Annotated in this window: 17 protein-coding genes; 12 read left to right on the top strand and 5 right to left on the bottom strand. The window is 64.6% G+C overall.

Annotated features, from left to right (window positions below):
* Positions 1-5: 5 nt before the first annotated feature.
* Together ASILVAE211_RS01265 and ASILVAE211_RS01260 are read right to left on the bottom strand one after the other, a co-directional pair.
* Entirely contained in the window at positions 6-761 is a 756-nt protein-coding gene (locus tag ASILVAE211_RS01265; RefSeq protein WP_227319474.1) for a DnaA ATPase domain-containing protein, read from the bottom strand.
* Complete coding sequence (locus tag ASILVAE211_RS01260; protein WP_227319473.1) at positions 758-1,894, bottom strand: AI-2E family transporter; 1,137 nt, start codon at positions 1,892-1,894, stop codon at positions 758-760. Before ASILVAE211_RS01260 ends, ASILVAE211_RS01265 begins: the two co-directional genes overlap by 4 nt.
* A 183-nt stretch (positions 1,895-2,077) precedes the next feature.
* On the opposite strand from ASILVAE211_RS01260, the gene purM reads away from it, so the two are divergent.
* From purM to ASILVAE211_RS01245, 3 genes are all read left to right on the top strand, one after another.
* Positions 2,078-3,154 carry a phosphoribosylformylglycinamidine cyclo-ligase gene (purM, locus tag ASILVAE211_RS01255; RefSeq protein WP_227319472.1) on the top strand — a complete coding sequence of 359 codons (1,077 nt, stop codon included), beginning with the start codon at positions 2,078-2,080 and terminating at the stop codon, positions 3,152-3,154.
* Between the two features lie 2 nt (positions 3,155-3,156).
* Positions 3,157-3,759, top strand: a complete 603-nt coding sequence (gene purN / locus ASILVAE211_RS01250; RefSeq protein WP_227319471.1) for a phosphoribosylglycinamide formyltransferase — start codon at positions 3,157-3,159, stop codon at positions 3,757-3,759.
* A gap of 151 nt (positions 3,760-3,910) precedes the next feature.
* Entirely contained in the window at positions 3,911-4,204 is a 294-nt protein-coding gene (locus ASILVAE211_RS01245) for a GIY-YIG nuclease family protein (protein ID WP_227319470.1), read from the top strand.
* A gap of 143 nt (positions 4,205-4,347) precedes the next feature.
* On the opposite strand, the gene ndk is transcribed toward ASILVAE211_RS01245, so the two are convergent.
* The gene (ndk, locus tag ASILVAE211_RS01240; protein WP_227319469.1) at positions 4,348-4,770 is read right to left on the bottom strand and encodes a nucleoside-diphosphate kinase; all 423 of its coding nucleotides are present in this window, start codon (positions 4,768-4,770) and stop codon (positions 4,348-4,350) included.
* Positions 4,771-4,887: 117 nt separating this feature from the next.
* Here ndk and ASILVAE211_RS01235 point away from each other — a divergent pair, with 117 nt between their 5' ends.
* The 3 genes from ASILVAE211_RS01235 (at position 4,888) to ASILVAE211_RS01225 (ending at position 9,302) form a co-directional block, all read left to right on the top strand.
* Entirely contained in the window at positions 4,888-6,759 is a 1,872-nt protein-coding gene (locus ASILVAE211_RS01235; protein WP_227319468.1) for an ABC-F family ATP-binding cassette domain-containing protein, read from the top strand.
* A 63-nt stretch (positions 6,760-6,822) separates the two neighbouring features.
* Positions 6,823-8,871 (top strand): NAD(+) synthase, encoded by a 2,049-nt coding sequence (locus tag ASILVAE211_RS01230; RefSeq protein WP_227319467.1) that lies wholly within the window; start codon positions 6,823-6,825, stop codon positions 8,869-8,871.
* Positions 8,872-8,924: 53 nt separating this feature from the next.
* Positions 8,925-9,302: a response regulator gene (locus tag ASILVAE211_RS01225; protein ID WP_227319466.1), complete on the top strand. Its 378-nt coding sequence runs from the start codon at positions 8,925-8,927 to the stop codon at positions 9,300-9,302.
* 114 nt (positions 9,303-9,416) lie between these two features.
* On the opposite strand, the gene ASILVAE211_RS01220 is transcribed toward ASILVAE211_RS01225, so the two are convergent.
* Together ASILVAE211_RS01220 and ASILVAE211_RS01215 are read right to left on the bottom strand one after the other, a co-directional pair.
* Positions 9,417-11,996, bottom strand: coding sequence for a DNA translocase FtsK (locus ASILVAE211_RS01220; protein WP_227319465.1), 2,580 nt, complete (start codon positions 11,994-11,996; stop codon positions 9,417-9,419).
* A 172-nt stretch (positions 11,997-12,168) separates the two neighbouring features.
* On the bottom strand, positions 12,169-12,786 hold the full coding sequence (locus tag ASILVAE211_RS01215; RefSeq protein ID WP_227319464.1) for a hypothetical protein: 618 nt from the start codon (positions 12,784-12,786) through the stop codon (positions 12,169-12,171).
* A 260-nt stretch (positions 12,787-13,046) separates the two neighbouring features.
* On the opposite strand from ASILVAE211_RS01215, the gene ASILVAE211_RS01210 reads away from it, so the two are divergent.
* The 6 genes from ASILVAE211_RS01210 to ASILVAE211_RS01185 all read left to right on the top strand — a co-directional run bounded on the left by ASILVAE211_RS01210 (position 13,047) and on the right by ASILVAE211_RS01185 (position 20,521).
* A complete protein-coding gene (locus ASILVAE211_RS01210; protein ID WP_456304483.1) occupies positions 13,047-14,474 on the top strand; it encodes a circularly permuted type 2 ATP-grasp protein in 1,428 nt (475 codons plus the stop codon).
* Positions 14,471-15,481: an alpha-E domain-containing protein gene (locus tag ASILVAE211_RS01205; protein WP_227319462.1), complete on the top strand. Its 1,011-nt coding sequence runs from the start codon at positions 14,471-14,473 to the stop codon at positions 15,479-15,481. Before ASILVAE211_RS01210 ends, ASILVAE211_RS01205 begins: the two co-directional genes overlap by 4 nt.
* A 133-nt stretch (positions 15,482-15,614) precedes the next feature.
* Positions 15,615-16,196, top strand: a complete 582-nt coding sequence (locus tag ASILVAE211_RS01200; protein ID WP_227319461.1) for a precorrin-2 dehydrogenase/sirohydrochlorin ferrochelatase family protein — start codon at positions 15,615-15,617, stop codon at positions 16,194-16,196.
* 11 nt (positions 16,197-16,207) lie between these two features.
* A complete protein-coding gene (locus ASILVAE211_RS01195; protein ID WP_227319460.1) occupies positions 16,208-18,007 on the top strand; it encodes a diflavin oxidoreductase in 1,800 nt (599 codons plus the stop codon).
* Positions 18,008-18,285: 278 nt separating this feature from the next.
* Positions 18,286-18,744 carry a hypothetical protein gene (locus tag ASILVAE211_RS01190; RefSeq protein ID WP_227319459.1) on the top strand — a complete coding sequence of 153 codons (459 nt, stop codon included), beginning with the start codon at positions 18,286-18,288 and terminating at the stop codon, positions 18,742-18,744.
* A gap of 43 nt (positions 18,745-18,787) precedes the next feature.
* The gene (locus ASILVAE211_RS01185; RefSeq protein WP_227319458.1) at positions 18,788-20,521 is read left to right on the top strand and encodes an NADPH-dependent assimilatory sulfite reductase hemoprotein subunit; all 1,734 of its coding nucleotides are present in this window, start codon (positions 18,788-18,790) and stop codon (positions 20,519-20,521) included.
* Positions 20,522-20,648 lie beyond the last annotated feature (127 nt).

Genomic DNA, 20,648 nt, shown 5'->3' with positions numbered 1-20,648 from the left:
ACAGTCTAAAGTAGAACGCGATCGTTTGGGGAGTGTTCCTGAAATGACTTATTCGATAAGTCACATCCCTCCTCGGCGCCATTTTCCTCGATCGTCTCCACCAGGGACGCCGCCATGGCGCGGGTGACGCGCCCGCCGGCCGCCAGGGCCTGACGGTCCAGCCGGGCGGCGGCCTCGCGAAGCGCCGCCGGATGGCGCGGCAGGCGGGCCAGCAGCCAGTCCTGTAGGCTTTCCCCCAGTACCAATTGCCGATCGGACAGCAGCCGCGCCAGGAGCGCGCGCAGCAGCGGGTCCTCCGCCGGCTTGACGGCGACCGCCGTCATGGCGCGCAGGCGGCTGGCCAGATCCGGCAGGGTCACCCGCCAGCGGGCGGGTGGCGTACGGCCGACCAGCAGCAGCGGCCGGCGCATCTCGGCCGCCAGATTCATCAGATGCAGCAGCGTCGTCTCATCCGGCGCGGCATCGGCGTCGTCGATTGCGATGGCAGGCGAGCCGGCAAGCTCGGGCAGGCGGCGCAGCAAGGGGCCGTCCAGCAGCAGCGCGCCGTTCCGTTCCGCCCAAAGCTGAAGCAGATGCGTCTTGCCGCAGCCGGCCTCGCCGTAGAGCGCGAGGCGCCCGGCCGGCCAATGCGCCGTCCGCGCGAGCCAGGCCTGCGCCTCCTCGTTGGACGGGGCGGCAATGAAATCCTCCACGCGGAAGCGCGGAACATAGGCAAAGGGCAGAGCGAGCTGCCGTGTGGAACCATCGCCCTCGGCGGTCATGGCTTAAACCTATCGTCGCCGGGCGGCGGATCAAGATACAGAGGGCTCACCAGATACCGCCTGATCCAGAAGCGCGCCAGTACGCCCAGCGCCGCCGTCACGGGTACGGCCAGCAGGACGCCCAGGAAGCCGAAGGCGGCACCGCCCGCCAGCAGGGCGAAAATCACCAGAACGTCGTGCAATTCCACCCGATTGCCGAGCAGCCGGGGATAGATGACATAGCCCTCCAGCACCTGACCCAGCACGAAAACCGCCATCACCAGAACGACGCCGCTCCAGTCCGGGAATTGCGCGACCGCCAGGCCGAAGGAGGTCACTGCCCCGGTGATGGTGCCGACATAGGGGATGAAGGACAGCAGCCCGGCCGTCAGGCCCACGATCAGCCCGAGATCGAGTCCGACCAGGGTGAGCCCCAGCGCATAGAAGGCAGCCAGCATGAGGCAGCACAGCAATTGGCCGCGCAGCCAGGCCGACAGGATGCGGTCCACTTCCAGCACCTGTAGCCGGATGATGCCGGCATAGCGCAGCGGCAGCAGGGCGTCGGCCTTGGTGACGAGGCGCGGCCAGTCGCGCAGCAGGTAGAAGGCGGCGATCGGCGTCACCACGATCAGCGTCAGCGCATTGACGATGGCGAATCCGCCGCCGATGACCCGGCTGAGCGCGCCGACCGCGAAGGGGATCATGGCCCCGGCATGGGTCGCCACGATTTCGCGGATCTTGCTGTCCACGAAATCGGCGCCGAGGTGCTTCTGGAGATGCGACAGCGTGCCATTGGCCCAGGCCTGCACCTCGACCACATATTCCGGCACGCGCTGTAGCAGCAGACCGATCTGCGACAGGATGATGGGATAGAGCAGCAGCACGAAGGTCAACGCGCCTGCGATCAGGGCCAGAACCAGCAGCACCGCCGCCATCCAGCGCGGCAGTCCGGCGCGGGCCATGCGGGTCGCCACGGGATCGAGGAAATAGGCGATGCCGAGTGCGGCGACGAAGGGCAGCAGGATGGCCGAAAACAGGTAAAAAAACAGGGCCAGCAGCAGAAGCAGGCCGATTACAAGGGTAATGCGCTGGTTGCGGGCGGTCCGTTCCTCCTGCGCGGAACGCGGCGGCACGGCCGGCGGCAGGTGCGTCATCGGCTCTTGCCCTCTCTGGTACGCGTTCCCGCCATAGCGCTTGCGCGGAAAGCCTTGGTTGCGTCACGAAGACGGCTGTGTTTGTTTCCGCGCCTCGTCACACGACTTTCCCGAATTGTTCGGCACCGCGCCGCCCGTCGCGGCATTGCCCGAGCACAAACGCCTAGCGCATCGAGGGCCTGAATGACCATAGCGGCAAATCCCGGCAACGGCGTGACCTACGCGGACGCGGGCGTCGACATCGAAGCCGGCGACGCGCTGGTGGACGCCATCAAGCCGCTGGCCAAGGCGACCAACCGCACGGGCGTCATGGGAGGCCTCGGCGGCTTCGGCGCGCTGTTCGACCTTAAGGCCGCCGGCTTCCGCGATCCCGTTCTGATCTCCTCCACCGACGGCGTCGGCACCAAGCTGAAGATCGCCATCGACCACGGTCTGCATGACACGGTCGGCATCGACCTCGTCGCCATGTGCGTCAACGACCTCGTGGTGCAGGGCGCGGAGCCGCTGTTCTTCCTCGATTATTTCGCGACCGGCGCGTTGGATGTGGCCTCGGCGAAGCGCGTCATTGCCGGTATCGCCGAAGGCTGCCGCCTGTCGGGCTGCGCGCTGGTGGGCGGTGAGACGGCCGAGATGCCGGGCATGTATCAGGCCGGCGATTACGATCTGGCCGGCTTCACGGTTGGCGCGGCGGAGCGTGAAAACCTTCTGCCGCGTGACGTAGCGCCGGGCGACGTGGTGCTGGGCCTGGCCAGTTCCGGCGTGCATTCCAACGGTTTTTCCCTCGTCCGCCGCGTGGTGGACGTGATCGGCGCCGATATGAACGGCCCCTGCCCCTTCGCGGACGGCGGCACGCTGGCCGAAGTGCTGATGGCGCCGACGAAGCTTTATGTTCTGTCGCTGCTGGCTCTGCACAAGAAGGGCCTGCTGAAAGCGGCGGCGCATATCACGGGTGGCGGCCTGCCGGGCAATCTGCCGCGCGCCCTGCCCGAAGGCACGCTGGCGCGGATCGATGCCGGGGCCTGGGCCCTGCCGCCGGTCTTCCCTTGGCTCGCCAAAGCCGGCGGCGTCGCACCGGAAGAGATGCTGCGCGTCTTCAACTGCGGCATCGGCATGACCGTCATCGTCGCGGCTGACAAGGTCGCCGAAGCCCGCGCCATTCTGGAGGCCGAGGGCGAGCAGGTCTTCGAAATCGGCGCGATCGAAGCGGCCGATGGCGAAGCGCGGACCGAAATCGCCATTCCCGCCGGCTGGCCCGTCTGAGAATGACCGCCCGTCGCCGCGCGGCCGTGTTCATCAGCGGCCGTGGCTCGAATATGGTGTCGTTGATCGAAGCCGCCCGCGCACCGGATTTTCCGGCCGAGATCGTGCTGGTTCTGTCGAACAACCCGGATGCCGGAGGGTTGGCGACGGCGACCGCCGCCGGCATCGCGGCGGTTGCGATCGATCATCGCCCCTTCGGCAAAGACCGCGCGGGTCATGAGGCTGAGATCGACGCGGCTTTGCGGGCGGCCGGCGTCGAGATCATCTGCCTGGCCGGCTATATGCGCCTGCTGACGCCGTATCTGGTGTCGCGCTGGGACGGCCGGATGCTCAATATCCACCCGAGCCTGCTGCCCGATTTCAAAGGGCTGCACACGCATGAACGCGCCATCGAAGCTGGCGTCAGCGAAGCCGGCTGCACGGTGCATGTGGTGACGGAAGATCTGGACGCAGGCCCCATCGTCGCCCAGGCGCGGGTGCCGGTGCTGGGAGGCGACACGCCGGACGCGCTCGCCGCACGGGTGCTGGTGGAGGAACATAAGCTCTATCCCGAGGCGCTCCGGCAGTTTGCGCTGTCTCTCGCAGCACCGCAGTCGAAACCATAAACTCTGTCATGCCAGGGCTTGACCCTGGCATCCAGCAGAACCCAGGCGTTACGTCTGTTTATGGTCTGAGTTTCTGGGACGTCTGCGGCTGAGCAAGGATAGCACGCCTAAAACGCTCGCATTTTCCATTGCGTTTCTGCATCGTATTGCAATGGCTGCGTGGGTCTATATCGTTACCAATCAACGGAACGGCACGCTCTATATTGGCGTGACCGCTCACTTGGCCACGCGCATCCAACAGCACAAATCGCAAGATAAGCCTGGATTCACACAGCGACACAAGCTCACGAAGCTCGTCTATGCTGAACGGCACGATGAGATTGTGCGGGCCATACAGCGTGAGAAATCTCTGAAACGCTGGCCGCGTGATTGGAAGCTGGCGCTGATCGAAGAGCTCAATCCCGAATGGGACGATCTGTTCGGATCACTATCGATTGAAAATTGACGCCGTCGTCCCCGGGCTTGGCAAGCCGCGCTTGACCCGGGGATCCAGACTCCGAGCAAGCGTTATGCCCGGGGCCGGCTGGATGCCCGGGTCAAGCCCGGGCATGACGACTTAGAGAGCCGCGACGCAAAAAACGTCGAAACTTACGCGACGATTTCGGTCTCGGCGAAGAAGTAGGAAATCTCGGTCTTCGCATTCTCGAGGCTGTCCGAACCATGCACGGAATTCGCTTCGATGCTTTCGGCGAATTCGGCGCGGATGGTGCCGGCATCGGCCTTCTTCGGGTCGGTCGCGCCCATCAGTTCACGATTCCTGGCCATCGCATTCTCGCCCTGCAGAACCTGCAGCACGACCGGGCCGGAGATCATGAAGCTGACCAGCTCGCCGAAGAAGGAACGCTCCTTATGCACGGCGTAGAAGCCTTCGGCCTGCGCCTGGGTCAGCTGAACGCGCTTCTGGGCGACGATGGAGAGGCCGTTCTTCTCGAAGACCGCGTTGATGGCGCCGGTCAGGTTGCGGCGGGTCGCGTCGGGCTTCAGGATGGAGAAGGTGCGCTCAATAGCCATGGGACTGTCTTTCTTTTCTGGGTAAGCAAAGTCTGTGCGCGGGCGTTTAGAGGTTAAGCCTGTGGCCTGCAAGCCACGCCGTTCCTTCTGCCGCCATTTGCCGCTAGATGACCCGATATGAGCCTCCTGACCATTCGCAATCTCTCGATCTCCATCAAAGGCCGCCCGCTGCTGGAGAATGCCGACCTGACCGTCGATCCCGGACGGCGCATCGGCCTGATCGGCCGCAACGGCGCCGGCAAGTCGACGCTGATGCGGGCGATTTCCGGCGATCTGGCGGTGGACGGCGGCGATATCCGCCTCGCCAATCGTGCCAAGATGGGCGCCGTGGCGCAGGAAGCGCCGGGTGGCAGCGTCACCCCCATCGAAGTCGTGCTGGCGGCCGACAAGGAACGCACGGCCCTGCTGGCCGAGGCGGAAGCGCCGGACACCGACGCTCTGCGCCTGGCGGAAGTGCATGAACGTTTGCGGACAATCGAATCCGACAGCGCCCCGGCCCGCGCCGGCGCCATTCTCAGCGGTCTCGGCTTCAGTCTGGAACGCCAGGAAGGACCGATGAGTGCGCTCTCGGGCGGCTGGCGGATGCGCGTGGCGCTGGCCTCCGCGCTGTTCGGCAATCCGGACCTGCTGCTGCTGGACGAACCGACCAACCATCTCGACCTCGAAGCCTCGCTTTGGCTGGAAGGCTGGCTCGCGAAATTCTCTGGCGCCGCGCTGATCGTCTCGCATGATCGCGGGCTGCTGGATCGCTCGGTCGAAGCCATCGCCCATCTCGATCGCGGCAAGATCACGCTGACCACCGGCGGCTTCGCGGAATTCCTGCGCCTGCGGGCGGAACGCAGCGCCCAGCAGAAGCGCATGGCCGAAAAGGTATCGGCCGAGCGCGACCGCATTCAGGCTTTCGTGGACCGGTTCCGCGCCAAGGCCACCAAGGCCCGTCAGGCGCAAAGCCGGTTGAAGGCGCTGGAACGGCTGCCGCCCGTGGAAAACGTCATCGAGGACGCGCCGACCCGCTTCTCCTTCCCCGATCCGTCGCGCATCGCACCGCCCATTCTGACGCTGGACCGCGTCTCCATCGGCTATGGCGGCAAGCCCATCCTGCGCAATATCTCGCTCAGCCTGGATACCGATGACCGCGTGGCGCTGCTGGGCGCCAATGGCAACGGCAAGTCCACCCTCGCCAAGCTGATCGCGGGCTCGATGGAACCGCTGGCAGGCGAGATGCGCCGCGCCGCCGGGCTGAAGGTCGGCTATTTCGCCCAGGATCAGGCGGAAGCGCTGATCCCGTCGGAAACGCCGGTCGATCATATGGCCCGCGCCCTGCCGCGTGCTTTGCCGCCGCAAGTGCGCGCCCAGCTGGCGCGCTTCGGGCTGGACGCCGACCGCGCCGATACCAAGGTCTCGGAACTCTCGGGCGGCGAGAAAGGCCGCCTACTCCTGGCGCTGGCCACGCGCGATGCGCCGCATCTGCTGATTTTGGACGAACCGACCAACCATCTGGATATCGACGCCAAGGAAGCGCTGATCCGGGCGCTGGCGGATTACACCGGCGCGGTGGTCCTCATCACCCATGATCCGCATCTGGTGGAGTTGGTGGCGGACCGGCTGTGGCTGGTGGCCGATGGTGCGGCCGTGCAGTTCGACGGCGATATGGACGATTACCGGCAGCGCCTGGCCGGGCTTGCCGGCGGTCCCGCGAAGCTGGACACCGCGCCCACGCGTCAGGACGACCGGCGAGAACGCGCCGAAGCCCGCGCGGCCCTCGCTCCCTTGCGGAAAATCGCCCAGGACGCGGAAAAGCGCATCGCCAAGCTGACGGCGGATAAGGAGAAGATCGAAGGCATCCTCGCCGACCCCGGCTTTTACGAAAAGCATGGCGGGGCCGAGATTACGCGCGGACAGCAGAAGCTGGCCGCCATCGCGCGGGATATCGAAGCCGCCGAGGAAGCCTGGCTGGAAGCCCAGGGCGCGCTGGAAGAGGCTGGCTGACGCGTTTGCGCTGCAGCACTGCGCCAGTTAACGGCCGGGCTGGACCTTGCTAGTGTCGGTGTCATGGAATTCCGCTCGCTCTACGCTCACGGCTTCGCCCGTGTCGCTGCCTGCACCATCCTGAGCCGTCCGGGCGACCCGGCCGCCAATGCGCGGGCGATTTTGGACGAGGCCCAGCTCTGCCACGATGATGGCGCAGTTCTCTGCGTCTTCCCGGAGCTTTCCGTTTCGGCCTATGCCATCGACGACCTGCTGTTGCAGGACGTGCTGTTGGATGCCGTGCATGAGGCGATTGCCACGATCGTGGAGGGCAGCCGTGACCTGACGCCGATCCTGCTGGTCGGCGCACCGCTGGCCCACGGCGCGCGGCTCTATAACACCGCCGTCGTCATCCATCGCGGCCGCATCCTGGGCGTTGTACCCAAGACCCATCTGCCGAATTACCGCGAATTCTACGAAAAGCGGCATTTCGCCTCCGGCATGGGTACGGAAGGCCGCAGCATCACGCTGGGCGGGGAAGAAATTCCCTTCGGACCGGATTTGATCTTCGCGGCCGAGGATTTGCCCGGCTTCGTGCTGCATGTGGAAATCTGCGAAGACGTCTGGGTGCCGGTGCCGCCCAGCTCTCACGGCGCGCTGGCGGGGGCCACGATTCTGGCCAATCTCTCGGCCAGCAATATCACCATCGGCAAGGCCGAGACGCGGACGCAGCTGTCCATCAGCCAATCCGCCCGCTGCCACGCGGCCTATCTCTATGCCGCCGCCGGGGCCGGCGAATCGACCACCGATCTCGCCTGGGACGGTCAGGCCTCGATCTTCGAAATGGGCGAGACCCTGGCCGAAACCGAGCGCTTTCCGCTCGGCGCGCAGCGGGCGATGGCCGATGTCGATCTTGACCGGCTGCGCCAGGAACGCCTGCGCATGGGCAGTTTCGAGGACAACGGCCGTGCCATCGGCGTCGAGCCGGAACAGTTCCGGCGCATTGCGCTGACCTTGGCGCCACCCGACCGCGATCTGGGTTTGAAACGCCCGTTGCAGCGCTTTCCCTTTGTGCCGGCCGACGCCGCGCGCCTGCACCAGGATTGCTACGAGGCCTATAACATCCAGATTTCGGGTCTGGTGCAGCGCCTGCGCGGCATCGGCCTGCCGAAGATCGTCATCGGTGTCTCAGGCGGCCTCGATTCGACACAGGCGCTGATCGTCGCCGCCCGCGCCGTCGACCGGCTGGACCTGCCGCGTAGCCATATCCTGGCCTATACGATGCCGGGCTTCGCCACCAGCGACGAGACCAAGACCAATGCCATCCGCCTGATGGACAGTCTGGGCGTCACCTGGAAGGAACTCGATATCCGTCCGGCCGCGACGCAGATGCTGGCCGATATGGGCCATCCCTTCGGTCAGGGCGAACCGGTCTATGACGTCACGTTTGAGAATGTACAGGCGGGATTGCGCACCGACTATCTGTTCCGCCTTGCCAATCACCAGGGTGCCATCGTGCTCGGCACCGGCGATCTGTCGGAGCTCGCTTTGGGCTGGTGCACCTATGGCGTCGGCGACCAGATGTCCCATTACAACGTCAATGGCGGCATCCCGAAGACGCTGATCCAACACCTCATCCGCTGGGTCATCCAGTCCGGCCAGTTCCCGGAGGATGTTGGGGTGACGCTTGCCGCCATTCTGGACACGGAAATTTCACCGGAACTGGTGCCGGCTAAACCGGGCGAAAAGCCGCAGAGCACGGAAGCCAAGATCGGCCCCTATGCCTTGCAGGATTTCACACTGTTTCACGTGCTGCGCTACGGATTCCGCCCCTCCAAGATCGCGTTCCTGGCGATGATGGCCTGGGAGGATGCGGCACGCGGCGCCTGGCCGCCGGGCTTTCCGGACGACCGCCGGCCGGCCTATCCGCTGCCCGAGATCAAGCATTGGATGCGCGTCTTTCTGCAACGCTTCTTCGCCTTCAGCCAGTTCAAGCGCTCGGCCATGCCGAACGGGCCGAAGGTCAGCGCGGGGGGCAGCCTGTCCCCGCGCGGAGACTGGCGCGCACCGTCGGACGGCAATGCCAGCGCCTGGCTGCAAGAGCTGGAAACGACGGTGCCGGATAAGCCGTAAGGCTAGGCCAAGCTCTCTTGCCATAAAACGCGCGGTCTGTTGGAAGACAGGGTATGGACCAAGAATCACGATTGTCCGGCCTGCGCGTTCTCGTTCTTGAGGACGAGGCTCTGCTGGCCATGCTGCTGGAAGATGTTCTGGACGATTTCGGCTGCGTGGTCATCGGGCCGTTCAGCCAGAATGACGAAGCCCTGGCTTTCCTGGCCGCAGAGCCCGGCGGCTGCGATATGGCCATTCTGGACGTCAACGTCGCCGGCCATCGCAGCGATGCGGTCGCGGCCGTCATGGACCAGCTGGGCCTGCCTTTCGTCTTCAGCACCGGCTACGACGAATCGGGGCTGGATGAGCGCTGGCGCGACAAGCCCTGCCTGAGAAAGCCCTTCCGCCCCGCCGATGTGGAACAGCTGCTGCTGGACAGCCTGCCGGGTTAAAGCTTGCTAGACGTCATGCCCGCGCAGGCGGGCATCTTTTCCTCGTGACAGCGCCTCAGTCAGAAGATTCCCGCTTTCGCGGGAATGACGATGTTTCAATCAAACCTGTCGACCCTACTCGTCCTCGTCATGGGTGCGGCGGACCAGCACCTCGCGCTTGCCGACATGATTGGCGGGCCCCACGATCCCGTCCTTCTCCATCTGCTCGATGAGGCGCGCGGCGCGGTTGTAGCCGATCTGCAGATGGCGCTGGATGAAGCTGGTGCTGGCCTTGCCTTCGCGGGCGACAAGCGCGACGGCCTGATCGAACAGGCCCTTCTCGCCTTCGCTGGCGCCCGGCATGGCCGGACCGCCGCCACCGCCACCACCGCCCGTCTCTTCCTGCGCTTCGGTGACTTCCTCCAGATAGGCCGGTTCGCCCTGCTCGCGCAGGAAGGCCACCGCATCCTCGACCTCGCGGTCGGTCACGAAGGGACCATGCACGCGAGTAATGCGCCCGCCGCCGGCCATGTACAGCATGTCGCCCTGGCCCAGCAGCTGTTCCGATCCCTGCTCGCCCAAAATGGTGCGGCTGTCGAACTTACTGATGACCTGGAAGCTGATGCGGGTCGGGAAATTCGCCTTGATGGTGCCGGTGATGACGTCGACCGACGGCCTCTGGGTCGCCATGATGACATGGATGCCAGCGGCACGCGCCATCTGCGCCAGGCGCTGCACGGCGGCCTCGATCTCCTTGCCGGCGACCATCATGAGGTCAGCCATTTCGTCGATGACAACGACGAGGAAGGGCAGCGGCTCCAGCGCCAGGGCCTGTTCCTCGAAAATCGGCCGTCCGGTCTCGGCGTCGAAACCCGTCTGCACGCGGCGGGTGACGACCTCGCCGCGCGACTGCGCTTCCGCCACGCGCTCATTATAGCCGCCGACATTGCGGACGCTGAGCTGGCTCATGGCGCGATAGCGCCGTTCCATCTCGCGCACCGTCCATTTCAGGGCGGTCACCGCCTTGGCGGGCTCAGTGACGACGGGGGCCATCAGATGCGGAATACCGTCATAGACGGAGAGTTCCAGCATCTTCGGATCGATCAGGATCAGGCGGCATTCTTCCGGTGACAGTCGGAAGAGCAGCGACAGGATCATGGCATTGATGCCGACGGATTTGCCCGAGCCGGTGGTGCCGGCGACGAGCAGATGCGGCATCCGCGCCAAATCGACGATGACCGGCGAACCACCGATATCCTTGCCTAGGGCCAAAGGCAGCCGGCCGGCATGGCTGCCCCATTCCTCGACCGACATCAGCTCGCGCAGAAACACCGTCTCACGCTTCGCATTCGGCACTTCGATGCCGATAACGTTGCGGCCGGGCACGGTCGCGATACGCACGGCGGTGACGGAGAGGCTGCGGGCGACGTCATCGGCCAGACCGATGACGCGGGCGGAGCGGATGCCGGGCGCGGGTTCCAGCTCGTACAGCGTAACGACCGGGCCGGGACGGATTTCGACGATACTGCCCTGAACGCCGTAATCGGAGAGCACCGTCTCCAGCAGCCGCGCATTGGCCTGCAAGGCTTCCGGGGAGATGCCGACTTCATGCTGGGCCGGCGGATCCTTCAGCAGTTCGATCGGGGGCAGTTTCCAGCCGGCATGGCTGACGGGCGGGCCAGGATCGGGCCGGGCCGGGGCACGCGGCTTTTCGCGCGCCGTGCGGATGCGCGTATCGCCGGCATTGGCGGGCGCGGCGGCGGCCGCGCCAAGGCCGAAACCGGCGGCGGTCAGCTTGCCGCTCGGGGCCGTGCGGGCAGCGGCGCTCGCGATGACGGGCTCACGCCGGGCACCGGCCGGGCGATCGTCGTCATCCGGGTCCATCGGCGGCAGATTGAAGACCGGATGCGGCGAACTGTCTTCGGAAGGCTGCGACCGGCCCCAGTCGGGGCGCCCCCAATCCGGCAGGCGGGAGAACATGCCGCTGAGACGGCCGGTAATGGACGACAGGCCGAAGCCGCCGCCGCCGCGCTCTTGCTCATGGTCAGTGCTGCGCCCCTGACCGACGGAGCGCATCGAGCGCATGGAGAGCGAGGCCGCGCCCATGGCGCCGGACCGGGCGCGAGACCCGGCGGCGCGCCACTCCATGGCCGTCAGGCCGAAGCCGAAAGCCGTCAATCCGACGCCGATCAGCATCTCGATCACCCAGGCAATCGCCGCGCCCAGCGCACCGAAAGCCGAATGCGCCGATCCGATGATGACATGGCCGACGCCGTAACCCAGCGCGCCGCCCCACCCGGCGGCCAGCCAGGCAGAACTGCCGCTGCCCGGAATCGGCAGATTGGCGATGCCGCCGGCCAGCAAGGGCATGGCGGCGATCAGCGCCAGAATACGGAAGGAGATATGGGTCAGGCGCCGGTTTTCAGCGATCCGCCAGCCCCAGAGCAGCATGACCCAGACCGGCAATGTGCCGACGACGCCGAAACCCTGCCAGGACAGATCGGCGACGACCGCCCCGGTCGGACCGGCCAGATTGCGGACGACCGTGCCGGCCGTGTCGAAGGAGGCGTCGGACGGATGGTAGGAGGCAAGCGCCACGCCGAGCCCGATACCGAGGATGCCCAGCAGCAGTCCCACCAGCGAGGCCAGGCGGCGGCGCAGAACCGCCAGCATGGTCGGTGAGATAAACCGGCGGGCTTCAGCGATGGCGGCCATCGGTATCCTTTCCAGTGATGCCAGGGGGCCCCGGACAACACGAATCGAGGCCCGGCCATGGTATCAGAAGGCTGTGCCGGCGCAGGATTTTCTGCCGGCCCATATAGGAAGAGGGTCGTTCAGCCTTGCGGCCGCACTCCCCTCCCCTTCACGCAGACGACAGAGGCGACGTTCAGAAAATGCTGGCGATGCCGTGCCCGATATTGCCGAAGAAGCTCCGCTTCGGCTTACCGTCGGGACCGGTACGGGCAACCGCCGTCTGCTCCTTGGCACCGGAAGTGCCGCCGCCGACCGGGGCCACGACCTGAACCAGGGTGGGGTGGTAGATGTCGTGATGCGGCAGGCCGCAGATGTCGTAGTTCACCGGCTGGACCATCGGCTTGTCATTGGCGAAATCCAGCAGTTCCTTGGGGGTCTTCAGCGCCAGAACCTCACCGAACAGCGCCACATTCTGCTGGCAGAACAGCGTGCCCTGCTTGATGGAGGCGTCGGACTGCACATTGGCGAGCTGCGTGATGTAGTCGTCATGCTCGGCGCGCCAGCTGCGGCCGTAGTGATGCGAGAAGTAGCTGTTCAGCGCCGTGTCCTCTTTCATGAGGGTCGGGCGGAAATTCATCACGAAGCTGTTGTAGCGATCGCGCGTATCGCAGGCGAGCGCCGTCACCATGAGCTGGCTCTTGAGGCCGGCGACGTTCATCGCCGTTCCCTCAATGGGTTTCAGACAGGCGGCGGAGGCGATGCCGGGGGCAAAAACAGATGCTGCCACAAAGGCAGCGAAGAGGCGGCGCATGGTTAACTCCGGGCCAAGGATAATCGGTCTGATACGGTTACGAGATCGACAGAGCGTGTGAGGTAAAGCCTGTATTCCTCAGATTTGCAAATAAATTTGTGCGACACAGGCCTCGCATGCCGATGGTTTTCGGTCGTGAATTTTGCGCTGTACCGGGCCGCCGAAGGACTGGCAGGACAACGACAAACCGCTTATAGCCGAAGAACGGCCCCATGAACGCAGAGGTGGTTAAGATTTCTGAGGATCTCTTTCTGGACTGCGTGCCAGGGCTTTATGTCAGTGAGCTCGCAACCGACCGTCCCGGAGATAACGGCGCCGCACAGATCGTGCGAAACCGATTAAGTGCCATCGGGCTGGATGGGCTGCGGGCCCGGGCGAAAGCCGCAGAAAACGACCTCATGAGCCTGGGCGTGACCTTCACGGTCTATTCCGACGCCACCGCGATCGACCGTATCCTCCCCTTCGACTGCATTCCCCGCATCATCACCGCCGCCGAATGGCGCAAGCTGGAAACCGGCGTGCAGCAGCGGGTCGCGGCCATCAACGCCTTCCTGCATGACATCTATCACGACCGCAAAATCCTGCGGGACGGCATCGTTCCTGCCGAACTCGTGCTCGGCAATGCCAATTACCGGCCGGAAATGGAGAATTTTCCAGTCCGCTTCGGCACCTATGTCCATATCTGCGGCATCGATATCATTCGCGACCAGTTCGGCGACTTCCGCGTGCTGGAAGACAATGCCCGCACGCCCTCCGGCGTGTCCTATGTCGTCGAGAATCGCCATCTGATGCGGCGCGCCTTCCCCGACCTGCTGGCCGGCATGTCCTTGATGCCGGTGGACGACTACGGCCGCCGGCTGCGCGAGGCGCTGACCGAAATCGCGCCCGAAGGCGTGGACGACCCGCAGGTGGTCCTGCTCTCCCCCGGCATCTATAACTCCGCCTATTTCGAGCATGTCTTCCTGGCGCGCGAAATGGGCGTGCCACTGGTGGAAGGCCAGGACCTGGTCGTCGAAGACGACCGGGTCTTCATGAAAACCACCGCCGGTCTGCGCGCTGTCCATTCCATCTACCGGCGCCTGGGCGACGATTTCCTGGATCCGACCGTCTTTCGGCCGGAAAGCATGCTGGGCGTGCCGGGGCTGATCCGCGCCTGGCGGAAGGGCAATGTGGCGCTGGCGAATGCCGTCGGCACCGGCGTGGCCGACGACAAGGCGGTCTATGCCTATATGCCGCGCATCATCAAATACTACCTGGATCAGGATCCGATCCTGGCCAATGTCGAGACCAATATCTGTCGCGAAGCCGAAGGCCTGGCCTATACGCTGGCCAATCTCGACAAGCTTGTCACCAAGCCGGTCGGCGAATCGGGCGGCTACGGCATCACCATCGGGCCGCGCGCGACGAAGGAAGAGCTTGAAGCCTCCCGCGCCGCGCTGATCGCCAATCCCTCCAACTGGATCAGCCAGCCGGTCATCGGCCTGTCCACCTGCCCGACCCTGACTGACGAGGGCATCCGCGAACGCCATCTGGACCTGCGGCCCTTCGCGGTCACCGGCCGCAGCACCTGGGTTCTGCCCGGCGGCCTCTCGCGCGTGGCGCTGAAAGCCGGCAGCCTGATCGTCAATTCCTCGCAAGGCGGCGGATCGAAGGACACCTGGGTTCTGGCCGAGGAGAGCCGGCGATGACCCAGCAGATGCCGCTTCTGGCCCGCTACGCGGAAAGCCTGTTCTGGATGGCCCGCTATATGGAGCGGCTGGAGAATCTGGCCCGCCTTATCGACGTCACCCAGACCTTCGAAAGCCCGGGGCTGGAAAACGAGGCCTGGGATTCGCTCGTCCGCATCTATGCCGACGAAAGCCATTACGCCGAGACCTGCGGCGCGATCGAGCCGGATGTCGTCAAGCGCTACTATCTGCTTGAGCGGTCCAATCCGAATTCCATCGTCAGTTCGATCGAGGCGGCGCGGGTCAATGCGCGGATGCTGCGTCCGCTGATCAGCACTGAAATGTGGAAGCATCTGAACGTCTTCCATCGCGATCTGCTGCAAATCGCCGATCACGAGTTGCAGGGCGACAACCTGTCGCGCCTCTGCTCGCGCATTAAGGAAGCCGTGCAGGCCCATACCGGCATTACCGAAGGCACGCTGTTCCGCGACCAGGGCTGGCATTTCTACGAAATCGGCCGGCTGATCGAACGAGCCGACCAGACCACGCGGCTGCTGGACATCAAGTTCCATCGCATGCTGCCCAAAGGCCCCGAGGACCGGCGGCTGGAAGAACGCACGCAATGGGGCGGCGTGCTGCGCGCCGTCGCCGGCTATCACGCTTTCCGCCGCATCGCGCCGGTGGAGTTTCAGCCCAGCGATGTCGTCGCCTTCCTGCTGACCGATCCGTGCTTTCCCCGCAGCGTGCTGCTGTGCCTCAGCCAGACCGAATGGCATCTGACGCAGCTGCGCACCAGCTACGGTTTGCGCGGTACGCTGACGCCTTTGGAACAGATCGAGGATATGCGGGCAGCTTTGCTGGATCGATCGGCAGAACAGATCATTTCAATCGGTTTACATGATTTCCTGGACGGGATGCAGCGCGATTTGATCGGCCTGGCCGCCGCGACCGGCGACGCTTTCTTTCGCGACTGGAAGCCAAACTTGAAGCAAAATCAGTCGCAAAGCCAATCTTCGGCGCAACTGTAGCGGCGCTGAGGCCAAGACGGGCGCGCCAGCCGCGCGGATTACTGACGCGCAATTCACGCAAGGTTGCAGGTAAATGGCCGCCGCAAGGCGGCCATTCTCTTGTCCGGGCCGTGAAAAACCTTTTTATGACGACATGGTCCCGATCTCTCTTGATCCGCGGGCGCTGAACCTTGGTCTGGCGGGCCATGGCCCAGCGGCTTTGCGACGCTGGCAGTTGCTTGCCGCAGGCGGCGCGATGCGCGCGCTCTGCTTCGCGGACGAACCGGATGCCGCCTTGCAGGCGGAGGCCGGTGACGCTTTTCGGATCGGCCTGCCGGATGACGAAACGCTCAGCCAGCTCGATGTCCTTTGGATCGTCGGCATGCCTGACAGTGACGCGGCGGCGCTTGGCGAAAAGGCACGCCGCCACAAGGTTCTGGTCAATGTCGAGGACCGGCGCGACCATTGCAGCTTCCACAATGCCGCCGAGGTTCGTCGGGGTGATTTGCTGCTGACGGTATCGACTGACGGACGCAGTCCGGGCCTGGCCCAGCGCATCCGTGGCTTCCTGGCCCAGACCTTCGGCCCCGAATGGGGCGGCAGGCTTGAAACGCTTGGCAACCAGCGCGACGCATGGCGCAGCCAGGGCGACGACATGCCGACCCTGGCCGCCAAAACGGAAAATTTTCTGCAGCAGACAGGCTGGCTCGCAGAGCTCATGCCGCATCGAAAGTGACGATCAAGACCATGGCAAGTCTGCCCCTTCTGCCAAGCTCCGCCCCCTTCCGCCCTGAGGAGATCGCGGCGCTGAATGGCGTGATCACCAAAACCTCGCCCGAGCAGCGCGCCTGGCTGAGCGGCTTTCTGGCCGGCTTCCAAGCCGGCACGGGTGGCGCGCAAACCGCTGCCACCGCACCGCAGGCCCCGGCCAAGAAGGTGCCGCTGCTGATCCTGTTCGCGACCGAATCCGGCAATGCCGAAACGCTGGCCGCGCAGACCCGCAAGGCCGCCCAGAAGCTCGGCTTCGCCGCGAAAGTGTCCGACGTCGCCGATATCGCCCTCGCCGATATGGCGAAGGCCGAGAACGTGCTGATCATCGTCAGCACCTGGGGCGAAGGTGACCCGCCGCAGCGCGCGATGGATTTCTATAACGGTCTGCTGGCCGAGGATGCGCCGCGTTTCGACAAGACGCGCTTCAGCCTGCTGGCGCTGGGCGACCGCGCCTATGTCAATTTCTGCATGACCGGACACATCATCGACGAACGTCTGGTCGCGCTCGGCGCCAAGCGCTTCGCCCCGCTGGTCGAATGCGACGTCGATTTCGCCAAGCCCGCCGCCGGATGGATCGCGTCCACGCTCGACGTGCTGCAAAAGGAAACGGCTGACGAGCACGCTGTCATCCATGTCGATTTCGCCCGCACGGTGCCCGCCGCTGCGGAAGACGACGAAGATGCCGAGCCGCTCTACACGCGCGACCGGCCTTTCGAGGCTGAGATCAGCGAGCTGATCAATCTCAACGGCACCGGCTCCTCGGCCGAGACCTGGCACACCGAAATCTCGGTCGAAGGCTCTGGCCTGGTGCATGTGCCGGGTGACGCGCTTGGCATCGTGCCGGTGAACGATCCCGCTTTGGTCGAGGATATCCTGAGCGTCAGCGGCCTGACCGGCGATGCCGCCGTGCGCGAAGCGCTGTCGGAAGCGCAGGACATCACGACGCTGACGCGCCCGCAGGTGGAAGCCTATGCCAAGCTGACGGACAGCGCCGCGTTGAAGGCGCTGGCGGCCGACCCGAATGCCCTGACTGCCTGGTTGCAGGGCCGTCAGGTGATCGACCTGCTGGAAGCCGCCCCCGCCAAGCTGGACGCGGCGACGCTGACCGGCCTGCTGCGCCCCCTGCCCGGCCGGCTCTATTCCATCGCCTCCAGCGCGAAAGCCGCCGAGGACGAGGTGCATCTGCTGGTCTCCGCCGTGCGCTATCAGACGCATGGCCGCAAACGGTCGGGTGTCGCTTCGGTCGATATCGCCGAGCGCCGCAAGAAGGGTGGCTCGCTGAAGGTCTACCTGAAGGCGAACCCGCATTTCCGCCTGCCGGCGGACCCCAGCCGCGCCGTGATCATGATCGGGCCAGGCACGGGCGTGGCACCCTTCCGCGCCTTCATGCAGGAGCGCGAGGCGATCGGCGCGACGGGCCGCAATTGGCTGTTCTTCGGCAACCGCCATTTCACCAATGATTTCCTCTACCAGCTCGAATGGCAGGACTGGAAAAAGAGCGGTCTGCTGACGCGCATCGACACCGCCTTCTCCCGCGATCAGCGCGAAAAGGTCTATGTCCAGAACCGCATCTGGGAACAGCGCCGCGAGCTTTATCGCTGGATGCAGGACGGTGCGGCGATCTATGTCTGCGGTGATGCCAATGCCATGGCGAAGGACGTCAATCACGCCCTGATCCGCGTCATCGCCGACCAGGCCGGTATCGACGAGACCGCTGCCGCCGCCAAGCTCGACACCATCCGCCGCGATGGCCGCTATCTGCGCGACGTCTATTAATTCAACTGATTTTGGCACTTTGCTGTTATGATTGCGTCCACTCAGTTTCGAGCGGCTCGGTCATCGAGAGGAGAAAAGCATGGCGAAAGATAGGGTGATTACCTCCTATACGCTCGCTAACGGGCGGAAAATATCTGCGCTCCGCCCCGAAGTGCTCCGCACAGCAGTTGATGCCGCTATGAGAACCGCCCATGAGAAAACGGGGATTGGATCATTGTCGACCTCCATCGAACGGCGGTCGAGTGCATCAGGTGGAACCTCGGAAGTGAGACAAACGCTTGTCCCAAAGCGGTAGCAATCCGCCGTCTCATAGCCAGGCCTTTGAGAGACTGGTCGAGAATGGGCAGGACTTAACCGGCTTGCTTGCCTATGCGCTTTACAAGCAAGCCATACGGGAAGCTGCCCTTCAGGGCGCTGCCGTTCATCGCTCGGAGCACCGCAGCCCCGTTCCGGTCGAAATTACGGCCTATCGAAGCACAGCGGACAATATGCTGACGGCCTTCGCAGGCTCGATCATTGAGCAGTCTCGCGAGGACATCGAGGAAAGTGCTCGGCGCAGCTACATGGCTGCGATGGAAGAGAGACTAAACACAGAATTCCGTAAGGCAACGAACTGGCGCAGCGCAATCGCCGTGAACTTGATTGCTTGGCTGTTGTCTATTGCGATCACATTCCTGATCGCCGTCTCCGGCGTTCCGCATTGGATCGCTGTTATCGCTCATTCTGTGGGCGGCTAAGCCCACCATCCGCACCCCGCTCAGACCATAGAGATTTCGCCCGATGGCCGACATAACTGACGAAAAAAAGCCCCTTTCCCGCAATGAAGGCATCAAATCCGCCAGCCGCGGCCTGCGCGGCGGTATTGCGGAAGGCCTGACCGATGTCATCACCGGTCAGTTGGACGAAGACGATACCCAGCTGACAAAGTTCCACGGCATCTATCAGCAGGATGATCGCGACATCCGCGCCGAGCGTGGCCGCAAGAAGATGGAAAAGGCCTTCAGCTTCATGGCGCGCGTGCGCGTGCCCGGCGGCCAGATGACGCCGGCGCAGTGGCTGGCGCTGGACGATATCGCCGACGAGCGCGCCAATGGCACGCTGCGCGTGACGACGCGCCAGGCGATCCAGTTCCATGGCATCATCAAAAGCAATCTGCGGCCTGCCATCGCCACCATCAACAAGGCGCTGCTGGACACGCTGGCCGCCTGCGGCGACGTCAACCGCAACGTCATGTGCGCGGTCAACCCGTATGAAAGCGCGGTCCACGCCCAGGCGTTAAAGCTGGCGCAGGATATGAGCGATCATCTGTCGCCGCGCACCACGGCCTATCATGAGATCTGGATCGACGGCGAAAACGTCGTCGAAAGTGCCGGCAACGCGAAAGAGGAGGACGAGCCGATCTACGGCAAGACCTATCTGCCGCGTAAGTTCAAGGCGACCGTCGCGGTACCGCCGCAGAACGATGTCGACGTCTATGCCCATGACCTCTCCTTCGTTGCCGTATTGAAGGACGACACGCTGATCGGCTGGGACGTGCTGGTGGGCGGCGGCATGGGCATGACCCATGGCGAGACCGATACCTTTCCGCGCACCGCCGACGTGCTGGGCTTCTGCACGCCCGAACAGGCTGTGGATGTGGCCGAGAAGGTCGTCATCGTGCAGCGCGATTTCGGCGACCGCTCGGTGCGCAAGCACGCCCGCCTGAAATACACGATCGAGAATCGCGGCATCGACTGGTTCCGCGCCGAGGTCGAGACGCGCCTGGGCTATAAGCTTGGCCCCGTCCATGTGCCGGAGTTTAAAAGCCGGGGCGACCGCTATGGCTGGGTGCAGGGCGATAACGGCCTGTGGCATGTCACGCTGTTCCTGGAAAGCGGCCGCGTGAAGGACTGGCCCGAGAAGAAATTGCAGACCGGCATGCGGGAAATCGCGCGCATGCTGGATGGTGGCGTCATCATCCTGACACCCAACCAGAACCTGACCATCGCCAATATCTCGGCCGAGCAGAAGCCCGCCGTGGAAGCCCTGCTCGCCGAGCATAACATGGCGATCACGGCGGATAGCGGACTGCGCCGCAACTCCATGGCCTGCGTCGCCCTGCCGACCTGCGGCCTGGCGCTTGCCGAAAGCGAACGCTACATGCCGGACCTGCTGACGGCGCTGGAAAGCGAACTGGCCTTGGCCGGCCTGACGGAAGACGAAATCACCATCCGCATGACGGGCTGCCCCAATGGCTGCGCCCGGCCGTACCTGGCCGAAATCGCCTTCGTCGGCCGTGGTCCCGGCACCTATAATCTCTATCTCGGCGGCAGCCTGGAGGGTGAGCGTCTCAACAAGCTCTACCGCCAGGATATCGGCGAAGCTGCGATCCTCGCCGAACTCGGCCCGCTGCTGCGCCAATACGCGACGGAACGGAAGACGGCCGAGAGCTTCGGCGATTTCGTTATCCGCACCGGCCATATCGCGGCGACGACGGCGGGGAATAACTTCCACGCCAATCTGAAACTTGCTTGATCAATCATTGTAGACGTGTCGCCCGCGGGCTTGTCCCGCGGGTCTACCCGCTCAGGCGCCCCGACGCCGTCATGGCACCCCAGCGGGTAGATGCGCGGCATGAAGCCGCGCATGACGATCGTTTTAT

Source organism: Acidisoma silvae (genome assembly GCF_020618775.1).
In the GTDB taxonomy this organism is placed as follows: Bacteria; Pseudomonadota; Alphaproteobacteria; order Acetobacterales; family Acetobacteraceae; genus Acidisoma; species Acidisoma silvae.
The sequence above is the reverse complement of the archived record's forward strand: the minus strand, read 5'-3'. Positions and strand labels throughout refer to the sequence as shown.